26 protein-coding genes are annotated in these 21,454 nt (G+C 31.4%); 17 read left to right on the top strand and 9 right to left on the bottom strand.

Annotated elements, in window-relative coordinates; genetic code table 11:
* Nucleotides 1-34 precede the first annotated feature (34 nt).
* On the bottom strand, nt 35-679 hold the full coding sequence (locus QVO42_RS00875; protein WP_022424308.1) for a hypothetical protein: 645 nt from the start codon (nt 677-679) through the stop codon (nt 35-37).
* A gap of 110 nt (nt 680-789) precedes the next feature.
* Here QVO42_RS00875 and QVO42_RS00870 point away from each other — a divergent pair, with 110 nt between their 5' ends.
* From QVO42_RS00870 to QVO42_RS00845, 6 genes are all read left to right on the top strand, one after another.
* A complete protein-coding gene (locus QVO42_RS00870) occupies nt 790-1,383 on the top strand; it encodes an MATE family efflux transporter (protein WP_022424307.1) in 594 nt (197 codons plus the stop codon).
* Between the two features lie 14 nt (nt 1,384-1,397).
* Nucleotides 1,398-1,958 (top strand): MATE family efflux transporter, encoded by a 561-nt coding sequence (locus tag QVO42_RS00865; RefSeq protein ID WP_022424306.1) that lies wholly within the window; start codon nt 1,398-1,400, stop codon nt 1,956-1,958.
* Nucleotides 1,959-1,988: 30 nt separating this feature from the next.
* A complete protein-coding gene (gene lepB, locus QVO42_RS00860) occupies nt 1,989-2,480 on the top strand; it encodes a signal peptidase I (RefSeq protein WP_022424305.1) in 492 nt (163 codons plus the stop codon).
* A 194-nt stretch (nt 2,481-2,674) separates the two neighbouring features.
* Nucleotides 2,675-4,426: a hypothetical protein gene (locus QVO42_RS00855; RefSeq protein ID WP_022424304.1), complete on the top strand. Its 1,752-nt coding sequence runs from the start codon at nt 2,675-2,677 to the stop codon at nt 4,424-4,426.
* A 121-nt stretch (nt 4,427-4,547) separates the two neighbouring features.
* Nucleotides 4,548-5,306 (top strand): SDR family NAD(P)-dependent oxidoreductase, encoded by a 759-nt coding sequence (locus QVO42_RS00850; protein ID WP_022424303.1) that lies wholly within the window; start codon nt 4,548-4,550, stop codon nt 5,304-5,306.
* A 124-nt stretch (nt 5,307-5,430) separates the two neighbouring features.
* The gene (locus QVO42_RS00845; protein WP_022424302.1) at nt 5,431-5,844 is read left to right on the top strand and encodes a hypothetical protein; all 414 of its coding nucleotides are present in this window, start codon (nt 5,431-5,433) and stop codon (nt 5,842-5,844) included.
* Nucleotides 5,845-5,853: 9 nt separating this feature from the next.
* Here the strand turns inward: QVO42_RS00845 and QVO42_RS00840 are convergent, their stop codons facing one another.
* Entirely contained in the window at nt 5,854-6,537 is a 684-nt protein-coding gene (locus QVO42_RS00840) for a hypothetical protein (protein ID WP_288163505.1), read from the bottom strand.
* A gap of 356 nt (nt 6,538-6,893) precedes the next feature.
* Nucleotides 6,894-7,571, bottom strand: coding sequence for a LytR/AlgR family response regulator transcription factor (locus QVO42_RS00835; RefSeq protein ID WP_022424300.1), 678 nt, complete (start codon nt 7,569-7,571; stop codon nt 6,894-6,896).
* Nucleotides 7,572-7,752: 181 nt separating this feature from the next.
* On the opposite strand from QVO42_RS00835, the gene QVO42_RS00830 reads away from it, so the two are divergent.
* From QVO42_RS00830 to QVO42_RS00810, 5 genes are all read left to right on the top strand, one after another.
* Nucleotides 7,753-8,367, top strand: coding sequence for a hypothetical protein (locus QVO42_RS00830; RefSeq protein ID WP_022424299.1), 615 nt, complete (start codon nt 7,753-7,755; stop codon nt 8,365-8,367).
* 86 nt (nt 8,368-8,453) lie between these two features.
* The gene (locus QVO42_RS00825) at nt 8,454-8,687 is read left to right on the top strand and encodes a hypothetical protein (protein ID WP_022424298.1); all 234 of its coding nucleotides are present in this window, start codon (nt 8,454-8,456) and stop codon (nt 8,685-8,687) included.
* On the top strand, nt 8,687-9,289 hold the full coding sequence (locus QVO42_RS00820) for a hypothetical protein (RefSeq protein WP_022424297.1): 603 nt from the start codon (nt 8,687-8,689) through the stop codon (nt 9,287-9,289). Before QVO42_RS00825 ends, QVO42_RS00820 begins: the two co-directional genes overlap by 1 nt.
* A gap of 647 nt (nt 9,290-9,936) precedes the next feature.
* A complete protein-coding gene (locus QVO42_RS00815) occupies nt 9,937-10,161 on the top strand; it encodes a hypothetical protein (RefSeq protein WP_288163504.1) in 225 nt (74 codons plus the stop codon).
* Nucleotides 10,162-10,202: 41 nt separating this feature from the next.
* Nucleotides 10,203-10,553, top strand: a complete 351-nt coding sequence (locus QVO42_RS00810) for a hypothetical protein (protein ID WP_022424295.1) — start codon at nt 10,203-10,205, stop codon at nt 10,551-10,553.
* A 14-nt stretch (nt 10,554-10,567) separates the two neighbouring features.
* Here the strand turns inward: QVO42_RS00810 and QVO42_RS00805 are convergent, their stop codons facing one another.
* The 5 genes from QVO42_RS00805 to QVO42_RS00785 all read right to left on the bottom strand — a co-directional run bounded on the left by QVO42_RS00805 (nt 10,568) and on the right by QVO42_RS00785 (nt 16,160).
* Nucleotides 10,568-11,164, bottom strand: a complete 597-nt coding sequence (locus QVO42_RS00805) for an ATP-binding cassette domain-containing protein (RefSeq protein WP_022424294.1) — start codon at nt 11,162-11,164, stop codon at nt 10,568-10,570.
* Nucleotides 11,161-12,474 (bottom strand): DUF1430 domain-containing protein, encoded by a 1,314-nt coding sequence (locus QVO42_RS00800; protein WP_022424293.1) that lies wholly within the window; start codon nt 12,472-12,474, stop codon nt 11,161-11,163. The genes QVO42_RS00805 and QVO42_RS00800 overlap by 4 nt, the downstream gene beginning before the upstream one ends.
* Before the next feature lie 27 nt (nt 12,475-12,501).
* Entirely contained in the window at nt 12,502-13,026 is a 525-nt protein-coding gene (locus QVO42_RS00795; protein WP_022424292.1) for a hypothetical protein, read from the bottom strand.
* Nucleotides 13,027-13,167: 141 nt separating this feature from the next.
* Nucleotides 13,168-14,511, bottom strand: coding sequence for an NADP-specific glutamate dehydrogenase (gene gdhA, locus QVO42_RS00790; RefSeq protein WP_022424291.1), 1,344 nt, complete (start codon nt 14,509-14,511; stop codon nt 13,168-13,170).
* A 920-nt stretch (nt 14,512-15,431) separates the two neighbouring features.
* Complete coding sequence (locus QVO42_RS00785) at nt 15,432-16,160, bottom strand: MIP/aquaporin family protein (protein ID WP_022424289.1); 729 nt, start codon at nt 16,158-16,160, stop codon at nt 15,432-15,434.
* A gap of 97 nt (nt 16,161-16,257) precedes the next feature.
* Between QVO42_RS00785 and QVO42_RS00780 the strand changes: the two genes are divergently transcribed.
* Entirely contained in the window at nt 16,258-16,650 is a 393-nt protein-coding gene (locus QVO42_RS00780; RefSeq protein ID WP_022424288.1) for a hypothetical protein, read from the top strand.
* Nucleotides 16,651-16,733: 83 nt separating this feature from the next.
* On the opposite strand, the gene QVO42_RS00775 is transcribed toward QVO42_RS00780, so the two are convergent.
* The gene (locus QVO42_RS00775) at nt 16,734-16,997 is read right to left on the bottom strand and encodes a hypothetical protein (RefSeq protein ID WP_022424287.1); all 264 of its coding nucleotides are present in this window, start codon (nt 16,995-16,997) and stop codon (nt 16,734-16,736) included.
* Nucleotides 16,998-17,217: 220 nt separating this feature from the next.
* On the opposite strand from QVO42_RS00775, the gene QVO42_RS00770 reads away from it, so the two are divergent.
* The 5 genes from QVO42_RS00770 to QVO42_RS00750 all read left to right on the top strand — a co-directional run bounded on the left by QVO42_RS00770 (nt 17,218) and on the right by QVO42_RS00750 (nt 21,412).
* Nucleotides 17,218-18,150 carry an AEC family transporter gene (locus QVO42_RS00770; RefSeq protein WP_022424286.1) on the top strand — a complete coding sequence of 311 codons (933 nt, stop codon included), beginning with the start codon at nt 17,218-17,220 and terminating at the stop codon, nt 18,148-18,150.
* Between the two features lie 45 nt (nt 18,151-18,195).
* Complete coding sequence (locus QVO42_RS00765; RefSeq protein WP_022424285.1) at nt 18,196-18,753, top strand: TetR/AcrR family transcriptional regulator; 558 nt, start codon at nt 18,196-18,198, stop codon at nt 18,751-18,753.
* A gap of 99 nt (nt 18,754-18,852) precedes the next feature.
* Nucleotides 18,853-20,301, top strand: a complete 1,449-nt coding sequence (locus QVO42_RS00760) for an oleate hydratase (RefSeq protein ID WP_022424284.1) — start codon at nt 18,853-18,855, stop codon at nt 20,299-20,301.
* Nucleotides 20,302-20,889: 588 nt separating this feature from the next.
* Nucleotides 20,890-21,180 (top strand): prevent-host-death family protein, encoded by a 291-nt coding sequence (locus tag QVO42_RS00755; protein ID WP_022424283.1) that lies wholly within the window; start codon nt 20,890-20,892, stop codon nt 21,178-21,180.
* Nucleotides 21,173-21,412 (top strand): type II toxin-antitoxin system RelE/ParE family toxin, encoded by a 240-nt coding sequence (locus QVO42_RS00750; RefSeq protein ID WP_022424282.1) that lies wholly within the window; start codon nt 21,173-21,175, stop codon nt 21,410-21,412. The genes QVO42_RS00755 and QVO42_RS00750 overlap by 8 nt, the downstream gene beginning before the upstream one ends.
* The last annotated feature ends 42 nt before the right edge of the window (nt 21,413-21,454 follow it).

The raw sequence follows: 21,454 nt of genomic DNA, 5'->3' as shown, positions 1-21,454 counted from the left end.
GAAACCCCTAGTTATTTTAAATTACCCATGTGTCTTACTTAATAGTTGGATTGTAGTAAGTAATATGATGCTTCTTACAATAAGCATTGATTGCAGCTCTCCAGTCAGTATTTTTAGTATACTCTACTAAATAAGTCGCAATACCTTTTTCCTGGCATGTATTTAAATATTTCTTTAAGCGTGTTGATACTTCAGTATCCTGTTTTACATATTTTTTACCTTGTTTCTTAGTCATCATACAAGTCTGGTTTACACCTGCAACCATCTTAGAATTCTTATAAACAGTTTCTCTATAATCATAGGCATTATTCACAATGACTTTTAACTTATTCTGATTTGCTTCTTTAATAAGAGCATCTAATGCATCTGCATCATCAATCTTACTAATAAAAATACCATTAGCCTTTAACTCTTCAGCTTTATGATGTGGTTTCTTTAAATTCATATAGAAATAAATCTGTTTAGACTTCTTTCTTAAAACCTTCATATCTTCTGTAGTTAAACCTTTACTTCTCACTACAATAAGATCATAATGCTTCTTCATTTTAAGAAGCTCACTCTTTTTCTTTTTAGTAAGTACTGCATATGTACTCGCTTGTGATTTAACAGCTGTTTTAGAAGAACATCCAGTTAATACAAAGAAAGCACATAATATTAGTGTTAATATTTTTTTATACATTTTCTCATACCTCGCATCTCTTACATTATCACAATTTTTTCAGAAAGTGAACCTTGATTGTTTTAAGTGTGAAGTGGTTTTATAATAAATATTCAAAAGGGGAGAATTTTATGGCACAATATGAATCACAGTATGAGAGAATGATCAAGCAGCCAATCCCTTCTCTGATACTTACTCTCGCATTACCAACAACAATCTCAATGTTGGTTACTAATATCTATAACATGGCTGATACGTACTTTGTCTCTACAGTAGGTACAAGTGCTACAGGTGCAGTAGGGATTGTTTTTGGATTGATGGCGATATTACAAGCCTTTGGCTTTATGTTTGGACATGGAGCAGGCGCAAATATATCAAGAAGACTAGGGGCAAAAAGAGTAGAAGAAGCACGTATATTTGCATCTACAAGCTTTTTTGGCTCACTCTTTTTTTGTGCTTTGATTGCGATACTAGGTATTATATTCCTAGATCCACTTATGTATTTGATGGGCTCTACTTCAACTATCCTACCTTATGCAAGAGCCTATGCCATCTTTATTTTGATTGCAGCACCTGCTATGACTTTATCATGTGTGATGAATAATATACTAAGATATGAAGGACAGGCATCACTTGCAATGATTGGACTCACATCTGGTTCTATTATTAATATCTTTGGTGATTATATTTTTATGCGCATATTTCATTATGTCGTCAGGGATTAAATAGTATCAGTGTTATGACTCTTAACTTTGCGGCAGGAATCTATGGAGATGAAGCAATTGCGGCCATGAGTGTTGTGAGTCGTATATCTAATCTCATCTTCTCAGTAGGAGTAGGAATAGGTCAGGGTTTCCAGCCAGTATCAGCATTTAGCTATGGTGCTAAACGATATGACCGTTTGAAACAGGCATTTATCTTCACTGTGACTCTTTCTACTATTCTATTAAGTATTATTAGTGTCATCTGTTTATGCTTTACAAAACCGCTTCTCTTACTCTTTACACAGGATAGTCAAGTACTCTCTATTGCGCAGCTTGCGATGAAATTTGAATGTATTGCGATATTCTTTATGGCTATTAGTATTGGCACAAATATGTTGTTCCAAAGTATTGGTAGAAGCGTCATAGCGACATTCCTAGCTGCTTTAAGAAGTGGTTTGGCTTTTATCCCACTAGTCATTCTATTGCCTCACATATGGGGTATTACAGGTTTAGCCTTATCTCAGCCTATAGCTGATTTATGTGCAAGTATTATTCCTATTCCCTTTATTTTTAGTTTATTCAAGGAATTATCCTAAAACTATGGTATAATCGTTTCGGTGATTAAAATGAAAAATATGAAACAAACAGTATTAGAATATGTAAAAGTAATTCTTGTGACAGTAGTTCTTACATATGGTTTCTTATTCTTTGTCCAGATTTCTCATGTAGAAGGACAATCTATGGAACCTAATTATCATGAAGGGAACATTGTTTTAGTTAATAAGCAGTTCTATCATTATGATGATGTAAAATATGGTGATGTTGTCATTGCGAAATGTAATATATTAGGACAGCAGAGACAGATCATTAAAAGAGTCATTGGCAAGCAGGGTGATACAATAGAATGTATTGATCATGAACTCTACCGTAATGGTAAGAAAGTCAATGAAATATATATCAATGAACAAATGACAGACAGTAATTGGACTTATACAGTTCCTAAAGGTGATGTCTTTATTATGGGGGATAATAGAAACCATTCTACAGATTCCCGTTATATAGGTGCTGTTTCTTTTAAGAAAGAAATAGTTGGTAAAGTATTCTTTAAGGCCTTCTAGTAAAGGTCTTTTTTATATTACAGATTAGATTTCACTAACTTAGCAAGCCAAAAATAGGAATTTACTAAATTCCATAAATAATAACGCTTACATATGATAATTACAAAATTAGGCTTTGCATATTGTAAATTTCTCTGTTATTATGGGGTAAAGTAGATAGGAGCTAACATAATCTATTTAGAAAGGATGAAAAAATGGCTAAGAAATTCGAAATTACTAGAGGTAATGCAATCTTAAACTTCTCTGAAGAATTCTGTCAGAGTAGATGTGAATTAGTGGAAAGTGAATCTTTCTCTAAAGTATTGGAGAAATTCATTAAGAATCAGCGCAGATTAGAAACACAGTTATATATTTATTTACATGAACGCAATGCGGATGATTTCTTCTTATTAGGAGATTTAAGAAGCATTTTCAAGTTATTACTTGTACTTGATGCAGAACAGGTTTGTGCATTAAGACCAGAATATGCAGTGTATTTTGAAGATCGTGATATGTTCGTAAAGTTAATTGAAGACATTTATTTATACTGGAGAAAACTTCAGAGATATGCAATTGTTTTCAATGACTCAAAGAAATCAGGTTACCAGAGTGTACAGTTCGCTGATGCTCAGGAAGAATTTGAAAAACTTGTATTAGAAGTATATCGTTCAATGCAGAGAGCTGTAGGTAAGAACGATAAGGTATTAAGACAGATTACAGCAGGTGTGAATGCTGGTTTAACTGTTACTCACTTAACTACAGGTTTACCTGATGATTATGAATGTTTAAAGGATGTTCCATTCATTGAACAGGTTGTTATTCATCCACCATTTATCACTTATTCTAAGAGAAACAAAAGAGATGGTGTATTCCCAGAAAGTAGAACAAATCCAGTCACTGACTTAACATTTAATCCTGATCAGTGGTTATGTTACCCTGCAAAGGTTGGTAAGTTATTATGTTTCGTTTACTTCAATACTAAGTTCATGGCACAGGGTGTTACTTTATGTAACTTATTTGAACTTGCTGATGAATCAGAATATAGACATAATAAACCAGATCTAGTATATGTATATGGTTATGAAGATGGTAAGAAGGATCAGTCATTCTTCCAGGATGACAAGAACGATATGATGGTTGCTAAACTATCAGCAAGTGATGAATTCGATTACTTCGGATATATGAAGAAGATGTGTTTAACACTTCACAACGTATCTAACATCAACCACCATAAATTACCTATCCATGGTGCTATGATCCAGATGAAGTTACATGATGGTTCTGAAAAGAATATCGTTGTAATGGGTGACTCTGGTGCTGGTAAATCAGAAACTATTGAACAAATTAAGGCTTATGGTGAAGCTTATATCGAAGATATCAAGACTATCTATGATGATATGGGTTGCTTATCATTAGTTGATGGTAAAGTAAAGACTTCAGGTACAGAAGTTGGTGCCTTCGTTCGTCTTGATGACTTAGATGCTGGTTACAGCTTTAAGGAATTAGATAGATCTGTATTCATGAACCCAGATAAAGTAAATGCTCGTATCGTAATTCCTATTACTGATTATAAGGATGTTATCGCTGATCATGATGTAGATATCTTCTTATATGCTAATAACTATGAAGCTGAAGGTGAAGCCTTAGAATTCTTTGATAATGAAGAAGATGCATTAAAGGTATTCAGAGCTGGTAACCGTATGGCTAAGGGTACTACTACTGAATATGGTTTAGTTGGCTCTTATTTCGCAAACCCATTTGGTCCAGTTCAGAGAAAAGAACAGACAGAACCATTATTACAGGAATTCTTCCATAAGATGTTTGAACAGGGTGTACAGGTTGGTGTACTTCGTACAAGACTTGGTATTAAGGGTCAGGAATATGATGGTCCTAGAACTGCTGCAAAGACTATCTTACACTATGTAACTGGTGATAATGATCTAAAGGAATTACCAGAAGAACAGTAATATCTCAAACACTTCAAGATTATTCTTGAGGTTTTTTTTTATATAAAAACAGATGAATTTGATTATCTACTCTATGAATACGCTTACAGTTATGTTACTATTTTAACAAGGAGGCTTGAATATGGGTAAATTAGATAATAAAGTCGCTATCGTTACAGGCGGTAACGCAGGTGTTGGTAAAGCTATTGCAAAATTATTTGCAAGTGAAGGTGCAAAGGTTGTTATTTCAGCAAGAAGAAAAGAAGTATTAGAAGAAGTAGGTAAAGAAATTGAAGAAGCAGGAGGTACTGTATTATGTGTACCTACTGATATTTCTAAGATTGATGATGTAAAGAACTTAGTTTCTAAAACTGTAGAAACATTTGGTAAAGTAGATGTATTAGTGAATAATGCAGGTGTACTTGATAAAGGATTAAATGCGATTGATCGTATTGATTATGATGACTTAAATAGAGTAATTGATATTAACCAGAAGGGTACAATGTATTGTATGTCTGAAGCATTAAAGGTTATGACAAGTGGTGCTTCTATTGTAAATATTGCAAGTGTTGCAGGTCAGTTTGGTGCTGGAGGAGCAGTTTATGTTTCTACAAAAGCAGCTATTATTGGTGTAACTAAACATACTGCAATGCGTTTTGCGAAAGAAAATATTCGTTGTAATGTGATTTGTCCTGGTAGTATCACTACAGATATGGCAGCAGGTTTAACACCTGATACAATGGATATGAAGATGATGGGTGCTATGAGTGCTCATAGTGATTTATCACTAAAACCATGTAGTCCAGAAGATGTTGCAAGAGTGACTTTGTTTTTAGCAAGTGATGATGCAGCACCTATTACAGGACAGGTTGTAGTCACTGATTATGGTGTAGACTTATAATAGAGTGCAGCTTAGGCTGCACTTTTTCAATGTCTTTTATGCTAGAATTTATGTCTCTTGTGCAAGAATTATAGGCATTAAATCATATCTCATATAGAGTTGAAGTATGGAAAGGAGTGAAATGATGAAACTCAAGAAAATACTAATCATTCTTATAACACTTATTATTGTTGTGATTGTCTCTACGCTTCTTCATTATCAGAATATGAATTATATATCTGAAAACTGGAATATCGACTTCCCTTCAGAAAACAAAACTGTCTATCAAGTAAAACCTTCTCCTTCATTTACGAATGATGGAATATATTATGAAGTACAGGAAGTTAAAAACAAAAAACTTCCTATTACACTAAGTAATAAGAAGAATAATGAAATAGAAGAAGAATTCAATAAATATATCATAGAAGCAAAAGTGTCAGAAAAGCAGTTGCCAGACTTCACACAAGATTATAAGTATTATAAGAAAAGTGACGTAGGAAGATCACTGATTGTAGTGGCTCAGCGTTATAAGCTGTATATTGTATCCTATAATCTATAAAACGCCTCGTTAATGAGGCGTTTTTAAGCGGATATTTTTAGTTTTGTCATTACAATTTATAATGAATTGATTATCTTGAACCTTTAATCTTATTTCTGTATGATCTGTTACATGTTCTCTAATGAATATTTCCATCTGTTCAATAATATCTGTATTATCCAAACGTGCATCAACAGGAATCATGACTATCATCTTAATATCATAATCTTCCAAACTCTGCATAAGAATAGTTAATCTATGATCAAAGATAGGATTATTAGTATGAGATACATATTGTTTATGCATTAAATCATCTATCTCTTTCTCAATAAACAGATGTGTTTCTTCATCAGAATTTACATGATCAAGCTTTCTTAATACATAAAGCATACGATGTTCTTTCTTTAGTAAAGAATCATATATATGATTAATTCGGTCATTATTTTCTCTTTGTATTTTTAACTTCTCTTTCTCTAAGTAATTCTGTCTATATTGGAAGAATAGAAAAAGAAATAATAAACTTAATACAAATACCAATACAGTCATTAAGATGATTGTAGATTGGGGTAGTCTAATAAAAGAAAGAGCCTGCATGAGTAAAGAAATCAATACAAGTAATATAATCCCAATTAGACCAAAGGTCTTATTTTCTTCAAGGAAGGAAAGATTATTTTTGTTGTATTTTAATATCTTTAATAATCCCAAGGCAATCATACAATATAGAATTCCAAAAGGAAGTCCATAAAAATCGCTTATATTCAATATAGAAAATAAACGAACAAATAAAAGATTCACAAAAAGTAAAGCAGTAAAGAATAGAAGTGTTGTAGAAATACTATAGATCACAGCTTTATATTTATGAATATAAAGCGTACATGCATGTGTTACACATATAAGAATAATCAATAAAAAGTTATTGAGGAGAGAAGAATAGGTAAAAATAAACATTTCTATGAGAGTAAGAGGAGTACAAAGAATAGTGTAGGAATACTTTTTTTCGGGTATTAAAATACTGCTGATGCAAAAACAAAGCATTGCAGTACTTATAACTGAAAATAAGAAATCAAATATCATAGCTTAATATACTCCTTGTAGTGGTGTAAAAAGTTGTTCTTATAGATACGTCCTACAGTCAGATTTTCATTATTATATAGGATGATATTACGATTGTAATCTTCTACATATTGGAGATTAATAATCATATTTTTTTGAATCTGAATGAGTGTTGTATTGATATAATCATTACAGAAATCTTTAAGAGTACCAGTTGTCATATAGTCTTCTTTAGGTGTATGGACAACGAGATCATGACCAATAGAAACAACTGAATAGATATCTTGAATAGGAATCTGTAATGAACGTTTACTGTCTTTAAGTGGAATAGTGATATATAGAGTGAGTAGTTTCTCTTTTAACTGCTTAAAGACAATATTTTTATCATAATCATAATGGTTCTTTCTTATGAATTGAAAAGGCTCAACCTGAAATGTATTAAATACAAGATTCTCGTGACTTGATGTGAATATAACCAGACAGTTATGCTTGTTTTTATGATATTTTGCGATTTCAATACCATTCTTATCATTTAATTCAATATCCATGAATATAACATCATATGTACCTTCTATTTGATCAAAATGGTCAGTAATCATATTTGTAATCATATTAGGATTATGAAAGTATTCATTTATATCCTTTTGTAGCTGCATTGCGAAAGCAGTATTATCATCACAAATCAGTATATTCATAACGTCACCTCTGTAATATTTTAGCATATTATTTTATTGGATTGAAATGTAATTTCTGTGGAATGTCTTTTATGCATGAAAATGTGTCTCTTATGCGAGAATTATAGGCAATTTGAAGATCATAGGATAATATTTAGTTAACATCTAGATGGAAATTAAAGAAAGAGAAAGGTAAAAAATAATGAAAAAAATAATAATGATTGTCTTATCACTTCTAATGATCTTAAATGTTCCAATGAGTCGTGTTCATGCAGATAATACTGTAGAACAGATTTTAGATAATTACACATATGAGATATTTGAAAATGATGAAAAAAGATTTGTAGATGTAATTAACAAAGAAACAAAGCATGTGGATTATATTATCTATGATAAGACTACAGGAGTACTTACAATTAATGGAGAAGTTCAAGATTGTGTTGTGACTACTACTCAGCCTAATGGAGCGCGTTCTGTTTCAAATGCAGCTACTTGTAAAACTAATTTTACTGTCGATTTTCAAACTGTCGGCGTTTTAGCAGGTACTATATTAGCTATTGCGGCTGTATCTGCTACTGTATCTGCTTGTGGCGTATCAGTTGCTGCTTTTAAAACCGCAGTTTCAGATATATACCGTAGATATGCTACTGGAAAATTAGCATCTAAAGTATTTTCGGGAGCTAAAGTTAAAGGATATTTTAAATATACATTACAAAGAAATAGTAATGGAACTTCACGTTATGGTAATAGAAGCCTGACAATGAAGTTTGGTAGTGGTCCAAATAAGTCATATAGTTTTGGAAATGGTGGCTGGTGATCTAGTACTAAACCTTATAGTATGGATGATTAATGCCATATTTAACCTTATATTTAAACAATACCAATCTTAAAGGAGGGAAATTTATGAAGAATAAGTCAGAGAAAATTTATCGCTTTTTGTCTTTTGCATGTTCGGTAGCACTCGCAGCATATATAATTTTGTTTCTTCATCATTTATTAACAGAGAGTGCTTCTTATATGTCTGGTGCTACTTACAAATTTCTTGTTGGTGCAGAATTTGTTTTATTAATCATAGTATTTATAAGAATTTTCTGGGAATTCAGAAAATTGAAAGAAGTAGGAAAGGGGAATAAATAATGAAAATTTTAAAATTTATAATTTCAATCGTTTTAACTGTTTCAATCATATCGCCTAATATAAACTTTGCATTTGCAGAAGATTCTAACGTTGTTTTTGATGGTGAATTTTATAAAATCACCGAAATTGATAATGATTATCAAGTCCTTGATAAAGAAAATAACAAGACAGTTGATTTGATTGCTGAAAACGGAAAAATTTCAAAAATAAAATTTGATGATGGAACAGTTGTAACCCCATCACAGCAAAATACAACAACACCTGTTAAACGTATAGGGGTACCTATTCCAAAAGGTGTTGATCCATCAAGACTTACTTATCATTATCTTGATACAATTTATAGTGACACTTACAAGATTTCTAATTATAAATCTTTTTGGATTACAATAGCAGGTGCAGTTCCGCCTTTATCATTAGCAGTAACAATTGTTTCATTTCTTGACAGTGTACGTTCTTTAAATAACAACAAAGTTGTATATTTTAAGACAAAGCGCTATTATGCAGATGGCTACATGTACTATAAATACGTAACATATGCGTATAAGGATAGTAGCAGAAAAAAATTTATAAAGAAAAAAACCACTTATATAAAAATGTTCTAAAAAAATGTTGGCATTAATAAAGACTAGTTGAATTATAAACAAAAGAAACATACAGTAAGCATATTGCAAGAGACTCTATATTAGTGCATGATGATGAGCATTCTCACAGTATATTGATTGAAGAATTAGAACTGGAAAGCGAAGTATACTCAACAAGAGAAACAAAGGTCTATCAGATAAAGACAACCCTTTATATACAGTTAATAATCTTCATTTATTATTAAAACAATAAGGAGCTTATGACAAAGAACACCTCCAAGACTGGCTGAATCTATTTTGTCTGATTATGAATGACCAAAAGGATAAGTATGATAAGGTATTGAAATTTATAGAAATGGCAGTTTTGTCGCCAAAAAGAGTGCGATATCGAGATGCAATGAGCTCTAAACATAGTAAATAAGCGAATAATCACTACCCATTTGCAAAAGAGGAGCTAAAAATAATAGATTCTCATAGGAGGATTCATCATGAAATTTTCAACAAAAACAAACATCATGAAAATATGTACTAGATTGAGTACTGCGTTCACAGTATGATATTTGATGTTTGGTGATTCTTATACAATATTATCAAAAAATCGATCAATTATATTAGTTATACTCTTTGTGCTTGATGCAATCATTTTAAGATATCTTCTTAATGACAGAATGAAAGAGAACAAAGCAAAAGAAGTATTTTTACAAACTGATATATTTGTGCTTATTTCACTTATTGTTCTTATACCTTTGCATTTAGGTATTGTACATCCGATTATCGGTGCAGTATTATCAGGTTCAGTAATAATTTACCAGGCAATCGCAATTACTCATAATATTAAAGAGAGAAGAAAGAAAAAGAAACAAAAGAAATCAGACGCAATCCCTAGCGTCTAATAAAAAAATAATATACTATTATATGTAAGAGAGGTTCTATTATGAGAAAAATTTTGAATTATTTTACTGGTTCAATCATTACATTCTTATTTCTGATATTTAATGATCTTGATACGATTCCATTAAACTATCGTTTAGGAATAGCTGCAGTTATTTTGATTTTTGATGCAATAGTAGTTATTTATGAACTTATTGAAAGTATGAAGAAAAACAAATCCGCAAAAGTATTACTTCAAGAGAATATTTGTATGATCAGTACATTTATGATTTTACTGATTTTGAGAATAAGTCATCTTTCTCAAGAATGTAAGTTTGTGATTGCAGGGGTGGTAGTCTGTTATATTATAATAAGTATAATCTATAATCATAAGAAAAAGGTGGAAATTGAATAATCCACCTTTTTAGCTTATAGTTTAATTTCTTCATCACATCTTGAAGCAAGTTCCAAATCATGTGTGACCATAATGACTATCTTACCTTTTCTAGATAACTTATAGAGAATATCAAAGACGATATCTCTATTTTCTTTATCTAGGTTACCCGTTGGTTCATCACATAATATGATTTTTGTATCATGTAATAAGAGTCTTGCCAGGGCAATTCTTTGTTGCTGTCCACCTGATAACTTATATATCTTTTGTGTTATTGGTGTTTCTATACCGACTTGTTTTAATACTTCAGGAATAAGAGAATATTGATCTTTCTTTAAAATCATCTTTAGATTCTGTTCTATTGTTTCATTCTCTATTAATGCATAATTCTGAAATAAGAAACCAATAGTATGTTTATAAAGTTTCTGAATACTTTTGGGTTCTTTATCATCTATAAGTATGCTTCCTTGATCTTTCTTTTCTAAGAATCCTAATAGATATAATAATGTAGTTTTACCACAACCTGAAGGTCCAGTAATCGCGTAAATATGATTATCTTCAAAGGTATAACTAAAGTCCTGGATAATAGGTTTATCATAACTTTTATATAAATGAGATACTTTTAGACTCATGTTAATTCATCTCCTTTAAGACAAGAAATTACCTTGATCTTTTCTAAGGCATAAATGAGAAGTAAAGAGAGAAGCCAATCTACCATCAATATCATAATGATCATGATTGGATGAATAGTATGAATAAATAATGAAAGTAGAAGTAGCAACACATAACATATACTTTCCAACATAATATATTCCTGATATCTCTTGAAGAAAGAAATACCATGAATCTTTAATACAGAAATCTTCATAATTGATTTTTTGAAATAGAAGAAGATATATTCATAAATTAATATCAACATCAAAATAGAAGTTAATTGAATAGAGATAATGTTTTTCTGTATTGTCTTATTGAGTTCTTCTAGCTGTTCATTTAGTGTATTGTAAGGCTTTATGAAGTTAAGTACAGGTGGAATACCCGCTTCTTTAAGCTTCTTATTGATATTATGTGATGGAATCATATAAAGATAGGGATCATTGTTTTCATCTATCACAATAATAGAATTAATCAACCAGCCGTTATGTTTATGATGGGTAGAATAAGAATAAATCTTCTGATTATTCTTAATATATTGGATGGCATATCCATCACCATATTCTTTAATTGAAGAATCATTTTTTCTTGATAGTGGTACTAATAATGTTTGTGATTGAGGTTTAATAGAACGATTATTGATATCTTTGATATGAAAGATATCTAATACATTCTGATTCACACGTACACTATTAGGAATATTATGAAGAATATCTTCATCGAATTGCGCTTGAGATTCTACATAGAGAGAATTCTGTGAATCAATAAAGTTTTGTAGTTTCTTTAATATATCACTCCAGCCTTGCTGATCTGTGACATATTCTCCCTTAAAGGAATCAATGACAACCATATTCTGCGTTTTTTCTTTTATTGACTGTAAAGTCTTATATTCATACTGTGCTTTAGAGATAGAAGAATATAATACAGAAGTCATTACACATAATATACCTACTACAATCACTTTAAAACCAAATAAGACATAGGATTTCATATCTATGAGGTGACTACCTACGATATATTGTTTAATTGAATGACTAGAAATATATAGATAGAATATGAATTCTATAAGGGCATATAAGGCTAATAGAATAAGAAATAACAGTCCTTCATACTTCAATAGTATCCAATGATTATTCCCATTATAACCAATCATAAAATCTGTAATAAGACATACAAACCAATAGAAGAATACTAAACTGTACCATTCTTGATGATCTAATTGATAGAGAATGGACTTTGAATTGATTCCATGGAGTTTATAGATACCTATATGTTTTTGATAATCAATCATATCTAAAACTTTTAATAGAAACAAAGATTACAACAATACAACATAGAGGAAAGAATATTTCATAAGTATATCTTTAAGAGAAATAGAGTACTCTTCTTCATGTACAGTATTCTTTTGCACAATTATATTAGAATCATTACTTAAGTAACGCTGTATAGATTGATCATTTGTTAGCAAAGTAATTTCATAAATATGATGCCAGTTCTTTATTCTCTTATATGTGATTGTTTGTGAACCTGTTAGAGGAGAACCAAACTTCTTGATAGAGGGCTTGATAGGAAAACTAGTACTTGTTTCATAAACAAGTGATGTGTCATTCACATAGTTAGAGAAGTAGTAGGGGATATTTCTATTATCTAAGTATTGGGCTATGTCTTCTTTTTCTTCATTACTTGTACCATATTTGAAGGATACAAGCAGTGTTTGATTAGAATGATTAATAGCGGATTGACTTTGTGTATAGAAATACATAACTGAATGATCTAATACAGATATACACAGTAAGAATACCAACGAGATAAAGACAAAACATTTGAGAAGTCTTTTAATCACATCAATCACTCCTTTATATTATCTAATATAAAAATAACACTTTATAATAAAGTTATTCAATATAAATCATATTTTTACAAAAAAAACAAAATTGAATGTAAAAAAAGAGCTGTAATGATTTCTTTACAACTCTCGTTAATATTAATAGTTACCCTGAGCAATCATGGCATCTACAACTTTTTCAAATCCTGCAATATTTGCACCTTTGATTAAGTCATAACCTAAGCCATACTTTTCGGCTGCTGCAACAGAGTTATTGTAGATATCTACCATGATAGTATGTAGTTTTGCATCTACTTCTTCTTTAGTCCAGCTATAACGCATTGAGTTCTGACTCATTTCAAGTGCAGAAACTGCAACACCACCAGCATTTGCTGCCTTTGCAGGAGCTAAAGTACCTTCATGACCTGTGAAGTATGCAATAGCTTCTGGAGTAGTAGGCATATTAGCACCTTCGATAATATACTTACATCCGTTTTCTACTAACTTCTTAGCATCTTCTTCTTCGATTTCATTCTGTGTTGCACAAGGGAATGCCATATCACACTTAACACCCCAAGGTTTTTCTCCTGGATGGAATTCAGCACCGAACTTTTCAGCATAGTCTTTTAACTTAACATCGTTCTTAGTTCTGATTTCAACGAGGAAGTCCCATTTTTCCTGAGTATTGACACCTTCTGCATCATATACATAACCATCTCTACCAGAGATAGTAACAACCTTAGCACCAAATTCAGTTGCTTTCTGAGCAACACCCCATGCAACGTTACCATATCCAGAACATGCAATAGTTTTGCCTTCATAGCTGTCATTGAAATGTTTTAATACTTCATTACCATAATAAACAGCACCAAAACCAGTCGCTTCAGGACGAATTAAGCTTCCACCAAATGGTAAAGCCTTACCAGTTAAAACACCGTTTTCATAAGCATCTTTAATTCTCTTATACTGTCCAAATAAGTATCCAATTTCTCTTCCACCTACACCGATATCACCAGCAGGTACGTCTACGCTAGGACCGATATGACGGTATAATTCAGTCATGAATGACTGACAGAAACGCATTACTTCAGCATCGCTCTTACCTTGTGGGTCAAAGTCAGAACCACCTTTACCACCACCGATAGGTAAAGTTGTAAGAGAGTTCTTTAAGATCTGTTCAAGACCTAAGAATTTAATAATACCTAGGTTTACTGACGGATGGAATCTTAAACCACCTTTGTAAGGACCGATTGCGCTAGAGAACTGTACACGGTAACCTCTGTTCACAATAGTCTTACCTTCATCATTAACCCAAGGGACTTTAAACATAATAACTCTTTCAGGTTCAGTAAATCTTTCAAGGATCGCCATATTTTCATATTCAGGGTGTGCTTCAATAACTGGTTCCAAACTCTTTAAGATGTTTGTAGCCGCTTCGATGAATTCTGGCTGATCAGCATTCTTTTCTTTTAATTCTGTTAAAACCTTATCAACATATTTCATAACGAAATCCTCCTTAAATTAATTATATTATGCGTATGATAGAATTTCTATAAAATAAGAAATTATTATCACAAAGATAAAGCTAGGATTAAGGTGATAAAAAGCATGAACTACATTTTGTGAGTATACTTTAGGATTATGATTATTGAAAATAATTTATATATAAAAATTGGTAAATTATTTACTAATATTATTTGTATCAGTATAATATATAGTGTAGAAAGCGTTTACATTTATCTAAGTGAAAACGACAGAAACCCCCCACCTCAATATAAAAATGTAGTCGTTTTGGAATATCTGGAGATTTCTTGGTAAAACATATGAGAACATATTACTTTGATTCAAGTGGATTATATGATTTATATAACTACATTTCCAAAAAGACGCCAGCATCCTATATTGATGTTAAATCTAAATCTTAATGTATAGAGGTATAATTTTATGAGTACTAAAACAATAAAATTTCTTTTCTGTTTTGTTATTTATGTGATTTTATTTATTGCAGTTTCTTTTTATCCTGATCAAACAATTGTTGCAATCCCTATCGCAGATACGCTATTTGAGTTTGTTTCAATACCAACATTTTTCCACTCATGTCTTTTAATTCCATTTGTTGGAAATACAGTGTTACTTATCTACTTCTTTAAGGATGAAATTAAAAACTTCTTCAAATTCTAGGTTAAATAAGCGAATTACTAGTATATACATAATAATCCTAACTTATAGCAGGGGTCCTGGGAGATAGCGGAAGCTATCTCTTTTCTAATGTTTTTAAGTGCATCTAGAATATGAAAAAGTATTCATCATGCAAAAGAGAATAACCTTTTTAGGAGAGTATATATGAAAAAGAGCTGTAACGCTCAAGGTAGTAGTCAATACTGTCTATTCGTTACAGCCCAAAGATTTTTGAATCAGTTTAGCTATGCAATCTTTTCACCTTTTAATAACTTATAAACGATATAAGCGACTAAAGCACCAATAAGTGGTGATAATAAGAATACCCATAACTGATTAAGTGCAGTGCCTTTACCAAGTATCTTCATAATAACTGCTGGACCAAATGATCTTGCAGGGTTAATAGAAGCACCAGTAAATGGGATACCTAAAATTGTGACAAGTGTTAATGCACCACCGATTAATAATCCAGATATTTTTTCTAATCTTTCATCATTTACTACATGTAAGTACACTGATACAAATACAAAAGTTAATACAGATTCTATAAGAATAGCACCTTTTACATCTAATGAAATCATACTTAAAGAACTATATCCTGTTTGTCCAACACCTAAAGTTGTAATAGATACACTAGGAATACACTTAAGAATGCCAAGTAGTAATCCACTTGCAAGAAGTGCACCTAATAGTTGTGCCACAATATAAAGGATCATTTCTATGAGAGAGATAGCTCCATTAAAATACATTGCGACAGATACTGCTGGATTGACATGTGTTCCTGAAATAGAAGAGAACATATAATAAACAAATGTCATTGCAAGACCAAATACAACTGCAATACCGATAATACCTGCTACTGTACTATATGTAGAACCTAATCCTGTAGATCCAAGTAATGCATAAGCTGTAGTACCTAGAAATACAAGTAGGAAAGTACCAAGTAGTTCGGATAGAAATTTCTTGATTTTCATTGAATACCTCCAATATTTTTATGAAATGAGTGTAAGACAAATTCAACAACTTGTCAAATGACCTTAATCCATGTAGAATGTGAAAAGGTGATAAAAAATGAAAAAATTCAAAGATTTTAGAGTAACAGTATTTATGATTGTTATGATTCCTGCATTACTCGCATTATCTATTTATTCCAAAGTTGTATGGCATTCACAGATGCGTTTTGTCTTAGCTCTTATTATGACAATCACTATCGCATTAATCTGTCTTGCTGGCTATAATCTTCACTTATATAGCGATATTATCATGATATATACATGGAAATATGTCGCATTACTTCCAGAAATGATTGAGGTAAAAGATATTAAATCAATCAAGGCAGTAAGTAAGCATAAGATTAAGATTGCGCATAAGTATATTTCTTATGCTTATGTGAGTAATAGTGAAGAGTTCATGGAAAACTATCAATTATTACAGGAATCTGCGAAAGAACAAGAAAATATGTAAAATCATGTGAAATACCAAATGGGCATCTATTTGGTGTTTTCTTTTACAAAAAGACCATATAGTCGTATGACTATATGGCCTGATTATTTCTCTTTGAGTACAGTATACATATTAACTAAAGATAATATGATAGATATACCGAAGAATAGTGTATCGAGACCACTGGAACTTATACCCAATTCATCTATAAGAATAGCTGTGTTCCACAAAGATATTGCAGCAGATATAGAGATGCCTAAAGAAATCAAAACAAGTAGTACGCTATTATTATGATTACGTTTGATAAATAGGAATAAGAGTAACTGTAGAATCAATACAATTAAGAAGTAAATAATACTTGTAGACATGATTTTCTCCTTTCTCTTTATGTTAAGTGATTTATAAATATATTATATTATAATAATATCAACAAGTATATATATTTGAATAGGTGTTGTAGAATGAATAATGCATACATACAATGTATTAAAATTTTTACATCATTGTGACAATCACTTTTTTCATCTTATGCAAAAAAGAACTTTTAGAAGATAATAAGTGTATGATGCCTTCTAGGGGGTTAAAGATATGGATTTAGCTATTTCACTTGCTACACAAATTGGAGCTTTATTTATTATGATAGGAGTAGGATATGTACTGATTAAAACAGATATATGTACAATATCAGAATCTAAACTTTTATCACAGATTGTATTATATGTTTCTGCACCTTGTGCAATCATCAATTCATTCCAGATTGACTTGACAGAAGAAAAGCTAAAAGGTTTCTTACTGTCTATTGGTGCAGCTATTCTTATACATATTATTTATTATATACTTGCTAAGATACTCACAAAGAAATGTCATTTTAATGCGATTGAATCAATGTCCATCATGTATCCTAACTGTGGAAACTTGATTCTTCCTCTTGTTTCTATCGTATTAGGGAACGAAATGGTTTTCTATTGTTCAGGTTATATGATTGTACAGACTATATTATTGTGGACACATTGTAAGTTCATTATTAGTGAAGATACACACTTTGATTTAAAGAAGATTTTATTGAACATCAACATGATTGCGATTGCAGCAGGTATCATTATGTTCTTCTTACAGATTAAATTGCCTACAATGTTTCAGAGTGCTGTATCTGGGATGGGCAGCTTAATGGGACCATTGAGTATGTTTGTAGTAGGAATGTTACTTGCTGGTATGAATATGAAGGAAGTCTTTACCAATGTCCGTGCTTATGTCGTATGTTTCCTTCGTTTAGTTGTATTCCCAGCAATTATTTTATTAGTTTTTATTTTTACAGGTATGACAAAACTATTCCCAAGTGCATCACAGGTATTAATGATTTCATTACTTGCAGCCAGTGGCCCTGCAGCTTCTACTGTGACTCAGTTTGCGCAATTATATGATAATCATGCTTTTGAAAGTTCAGTTATTAACGCATTATCTGTTCTTTTATGTATTATTACTATGCCAATCATCAATATCATCTATACGTTTTTGTTGTAAAATATAAAAACAACGTGCATAATAGTGAATATAAGGAGGGCCACAATGTCACAAACTACGAAACGCGCTATTGAAGCGTCATTGAAACATTTATTATTAAAGAAGCCTCTTGATAAGATCACTATTAATGATATTGCGGAAGACTGTGGTATCAGCCGTATGACTTTCTATTATCATTTCCAGGATATTTATGATCTCGTAGAATGGTCATGTATTCAGGATGCTGAAGAAGTATTACAGGGCCATAAAACATCTAATACATGGGAAGAAGGTCTCTATGCACTCTTTGGTGCTATCTTAGACAACAAACCATTTGTCACTAATGTTTATCGTTCTGTTAGTCGTGAACATGTAGAAACATATCTTTATAGAATTGTATATAAGTTATTAAAGGATGTTGTAGATGAACAGGCTGTAGGAATGAATGTCAGAGAAGATGACAAAGAGTTCCTTGCGAATTTCTATAAGTATTCTTTTGTAGGTCTTACATTAGAATGGATCAATAATGATATGCGACAGGACCCAGAACTTATTATCCGTAAACTAGATAAAGCAATCAAAGGAAACATCAAAGCGGCCTTAAAACGCTATGAAACCTTTTAAACAAAAACACTATAATGTATAAAAAATAAACATCTTGTATGGGATGTTTATTTTTTTATATTTTATTTTTTCTATACTATGAGGATAGGGGGGATTGCCATGGATTTATTTGTGAAGCCAAGAAAAAGAGAAAACATTGATGCACATAATGCATATATATTAGGAAGTGACTTTACTAGCTTAGTGACTGCCTGTTATTTATTGAGAGATGGTTCATTAAAGGGTGAACATATTCATATTATAGATTCAGTAGATTCATTTCACCATTATGAGTCTTATCTTTCCTTTGTAGATAATCGTAGTCTTTATTTATGGGATATATTACGTTCTATACCTTCTATAGAAACAGAGGGACTCACTGTTTTAGATGAAATGACTTATTTAAATCATGATGCACCTATGAAGACTATTCATAATATACAATTAAGTGATCAATTAATATCAGAACTTGTTCATTTCTTCTTTACTTCAGATGAACAATTAGAAGATAAACAGGTTAAAGATGTATTCAGTCAGGACTTTATGGAATCTGATTTCTACTATTATTGGCATGCTTTATTTCCAGTCAATGATGCTTATTCTTTTAAAGTAACATTACATCGCTATATGCATATATTGACCTCGTACAGCATGATTTCTCCTAAGTATTGTATATATGAATCAGTGATTGTACCTATTATAGAATATCTAGAGGCACATCATGTAGTCTTCCATTTCAATACTGAAGTCACTCATGTAGAAATAGAAGACAATGAAGCGACTGCTTTCACAATTAAGAGTGAAGGTATGGAAGAAACTATAGATCTGACAAAACAGGATCTTCTATTTATTCATACAAGTCAAAGTAAAGATTCTATAGCCCATGCAGTCATTACAACTCATGATGAGAAAATCATCCATTACCTAAGAAATATACTTCAAATAGATCCACTTTCTGGTGAAGATATTACAGGTGGTGTGATTCCAATTAATGAATCAGCCTGGGAACTCAACTGGACAATACCAAGACAGCCTTACTATAAGAACCAGAAAGAGAATGAATGTGTCATTCTACTTCATGGATTACATCCAGAGAAAACAGGTGATTATGTAGAAAAGTCTATGTTAGAAAGTAAAGGCTATGAGATATGTGCAGAATGGCTTTATCATTTAGGTATTCCACAAGATAAAATCAATGAACTCTCATTGATGTCTGCTTCTACCGTTTCTTACACTCATACTAGTACTCATTGTGAAGCACACATCAATGGATTAAATTATGCTTATATAGGTGAAGGAGTTTCATTACCTTATGAATATCCAGGAAGCTTAGATTATCTCGTACATACCGCAATGAATGCAGTGTATTGTTTATTACATATCACTAGAAGTATTCCTACTTATCGTTATTCTATTGAAGACTATTTAAGTGTCTTCTCATCTTTATATGGTGATGAGACTTTCATGGAAAGTCAGTCATTCACAAAACGTCTTGTCTTAAAAGAACTATTAAGAAGAATAGAGGGCTCTGATCTAGAAGCCCTATTAAAGGAATATAAGTTCTTCTAGATAATATGAAAGTACTTTCTTATAAGAATCTCATTATGAGGTTCTTTTTTTGTGCGACAGGCAGTCGCTTATATGTTATGTCAACAGGGGCATGACATTTTCTACTTGTGAACTACCTCGACTTAATACTCCGTATTCTTATTGCGTGTCCACTTCGTCTCTACTGTATAGACAATATTTGCATCCACAACGCTACTTTTACGCATGATATTTAATGCACCATTCACATCTGCATTCAGAACTTGTCCACTAGCTGTTCTATACTGTCCAAGATTTATTCTCTTTCCACTGAAATGGTATTCTTCAGTATCATCACTCTTATAGACTGGTATGACATCCTTATCCCAAAAACTTGACTATGTTGGAATCCTTCTGAAATGTTTCATTATATCCCACAACAAGAGTTCTAATATCATGATTGATACAGTAATCAATCACCCTGCGTGCAGTCTTATTCATGTAGTCATTTCTGCCGTTTTCATTTAGATAAAAGAATGGAAAACCAATTATTAGTAGAATTCTTCTAAAAATATTACTTTGAATTATTCTTAATAAATACGTATAATAATGATGTAAGGAGTGATTGCTATGCCAGTTATTAAACCTATTTCAGATTTAAGAAATTATAATCAAGTGTTAGAAAAAGTATCTGTTGGTTCACCTGTTTATTTGACAAAAAATGGTCATGGTTGTTATACCATTATGGATAACAATGAACAGGAGGAAATGTATGAAAAAGCAATGAAGTACGATAAACTTGTTGCTGAGATGAAACTTATGAGCATGTTAAATGAAAGTGTTGTTTCTGCTAATGAAGAAGGGTGGATTGATGAAGATGAAATGCTAAAACATTTTGAAAAGAGATTCGATAATGATTAAAATATTTTACTCACCAAAATCAAGAAAAGATTTGGATAGAATTTATGATTATATCTATGATGATTTGAATAATCCGATTGCAGCAGAAAAAACAGTAAAAGGAATTCTCGATAAAATTAGTGAACTTAAGGAATATCCCCAACTTGGACCAGTATGGTATTTAGAAAATAATATTGATAGTGGATTTCGATTTTTAACATGTGATAATTACATTATATTTCGCTCAATTTAAGAAAATTGTTGCTTTGAGTAATCTTATTCAGCGAATATACCA

Origin of the sequence: Catenibacterium sp. CAG:290 (assembly GCF_000437715.1) — a bacterium.
In the GTDB taxonomy this organism is placed as follows: Bacteria; Bacillota_I; Bacilli_A; order Erysipelotrichales; family Coprobacillaceae; genus Catenibacterium; species Catenibacterium mitsuoka_A.
Note: the sequence above shows the minus strand (reverse complement) of the source record. Positions and strands in the feature narration are given on the sequence as shown.

What these genes read in the sequence shown, in the direction of transcription:
- QVO42_RS00840 (WP_288163505.1), bottom strand. Translation starts at nt 6,537, where the DNA reads ATGATTGCCTTGGGATTATTAAAGATATTAAAATACAACAAAAATAAT.
- QVO42_RS00825 (WP_022424298.1), top strand. Translation starts at nt 8,454, where the DNA reads ATGAAGAATAAGTCAGAGAAAATTTATCGCTTTTTGTCTTTTGCATGT.
- QVO42_RS00765 (WP_022424285.1), top strand. Translation starts at nt 18,196, where the DNA reads ATGTCACAAACTACGAAACGCGCTATTGAAGCGTCATTGAAACATTTA.
- QVO42_RS00845 (WP_022424302.1), top strand. Translation starts at nt 5,431, where the DNA reads ATGAAACTCAAGAAAATACTAATCATTCTTATAACACTTATTATTGTT.
- QVO42_RS00820 (WP_022424297.1), top strand. Translation starts at nt 8,687, where the DNA reads ATGAAAATTTTAAAATTTATAATTTCAATCGTTTTAACTGTTTCAATC.
- QVO42_RS00815 (WP_288163504.1), top strand. Translation starts at nt 9,937, where the DNA reads ATGAAAGAGAACAAAGCAAAAGAAGTATTTTTACAAACTGATATATTT.
- lepB (WP_022424305.1), top strand. Translation starts at nt 1,989, where the DNA reads ATGAAAAATATGAAACAAACAGTATTAGAATATGTAAAAGTAATTCTT.
- QVO42_RS00775 (WP_022424287.1), bottom strand. Translation starts at nt 16,997, where the DNA reads ATGTCTACAAGTATTATTTACTTCTTAATTGTATTGATTCTACAGTTA.
- QVO42_RS00785 (WP_022424289.1), bottom strand. Translation starts at nt 16,160, where the DNA reads ATGAAAATCAAGAAATTTCTATCCGAACTACTTGGTACTTTCCTACTT.
- QVO42_RS00770 (WP_022424286.1), top strand. Translation starts at nt 17,218, where the DNA reads ATGGATTTAGCTATTTCACTTGCTACACAAATTGGAGCTTTATTTATT.
- QVO42_RS00875 (WP_022424308.1), bottom strand. Translation starts at nt 679, where the DNA reads ATGTATAAAAAAATATTAACACTAATATTATGTGCTTTCTTTGTATTA.
- QVO42_RS00865 (WP_022424306.1), top strand. Translation starts at nt 1,398, where the DNA reads ATGACTCTTAACTTTGCGGCAGGAATCTATGGAGATGAAGCAATTGCG.
- QVO42_RS00870 (WP_022424307.1), top strand. Translation starts at nt 790, where the DNA reads ATGGCACAATATGAATCACAGTATGAGAGAATGATCAAGCAGCCAATC.
- QVO42_RS00835 (WP_022424300.1), bottom strand. Translation starts at nt 7,571, where the DNA reads ATGAATATACTGATTTGTGATGATAATACTGCTTTCGCAATGCAGCTA.
- QVO42_RS00780 (WP_022424288.1), top strand. Translation starts at nt 16,258, where the DNA reads ATGAAAAAATTCAAAGATTTTAGAGTAACAGTATTTATGATTGTTATG.
- QVO42_RS00810 (WP_022424295.1), top strand. Translation starts at nt 10,203, where the DNA reads ATGAGAAAAATTTTGAATTATTTTACTGGTTCAATCATTACATTCTTA.
- QVO42_RS00855 (WP_022424304.1), top strand. Translation starts at nt 2,675, where the DNA reads ATGGCTAAGAAATTCGAAATTACTAGAGGTAATGCAATCTTAAACTTC.
- gdhA (WP_022424291.1), bottom strand. Translation starts at nt 14,511, where the DNA reads ATGAAATATGTTGATAAGGTTTTAACAGAATTAAAAGAAAAGAATGCT.
- QVO42_RS00800 (WP_022424293.1), bottom strand. Translation starts at nt 12,474, where the DNA reads ATGATTGATTATCAAAAACATATAGGTATCTATAAACTCCATGGAATC.
- QVO42_RS00830 (WP_022424299.1), top strand. Translation starts at nt 7,753, where the DNA reads ATGAAAAAAATAATAATGATTGTCTTATCACTTCTAATGATCTTAAAT.
- QVO42_RS00755 (WP_022424283.1), top strand. Translation starts at nt 20,890, where the DNA reads ATGCCAGTTATTAAACCTATTTCAGATTTAAGAAATTATAATCAAGTG.
- QVO42_RS00850 (WP_022424303.1), top strand. Translation starts at nt 4,548, where the DNA reads ATGGGTAAATTAGATAATAAAGTCGCTATCGTTACAGGCGGTAACGCA.
- QVO42_RS00805 (WP_022424294.1), bottom strand. Translation starts at nt 11,164, where the DNA reads ATGAGTCTAAAAGTATCTCATTTATATAAAAGTTATGATAAACCTATT.
- QVO42_RS00760 (WP_022424284.1), top strand. Translation starts at nt 18,853, where the DNA reads ATGGATTTATTTGTGAAGCCAAGAAAAAGAGAAAACATTGATGCACAT.
- QVO42_RS00750 (WP_022424282.1), top strand. Translation starts at nt 21,173, where the DNA reads ATGATTAAAATATTTTACTCACCAAAATCAAGAAAAGATTTGGATAGA.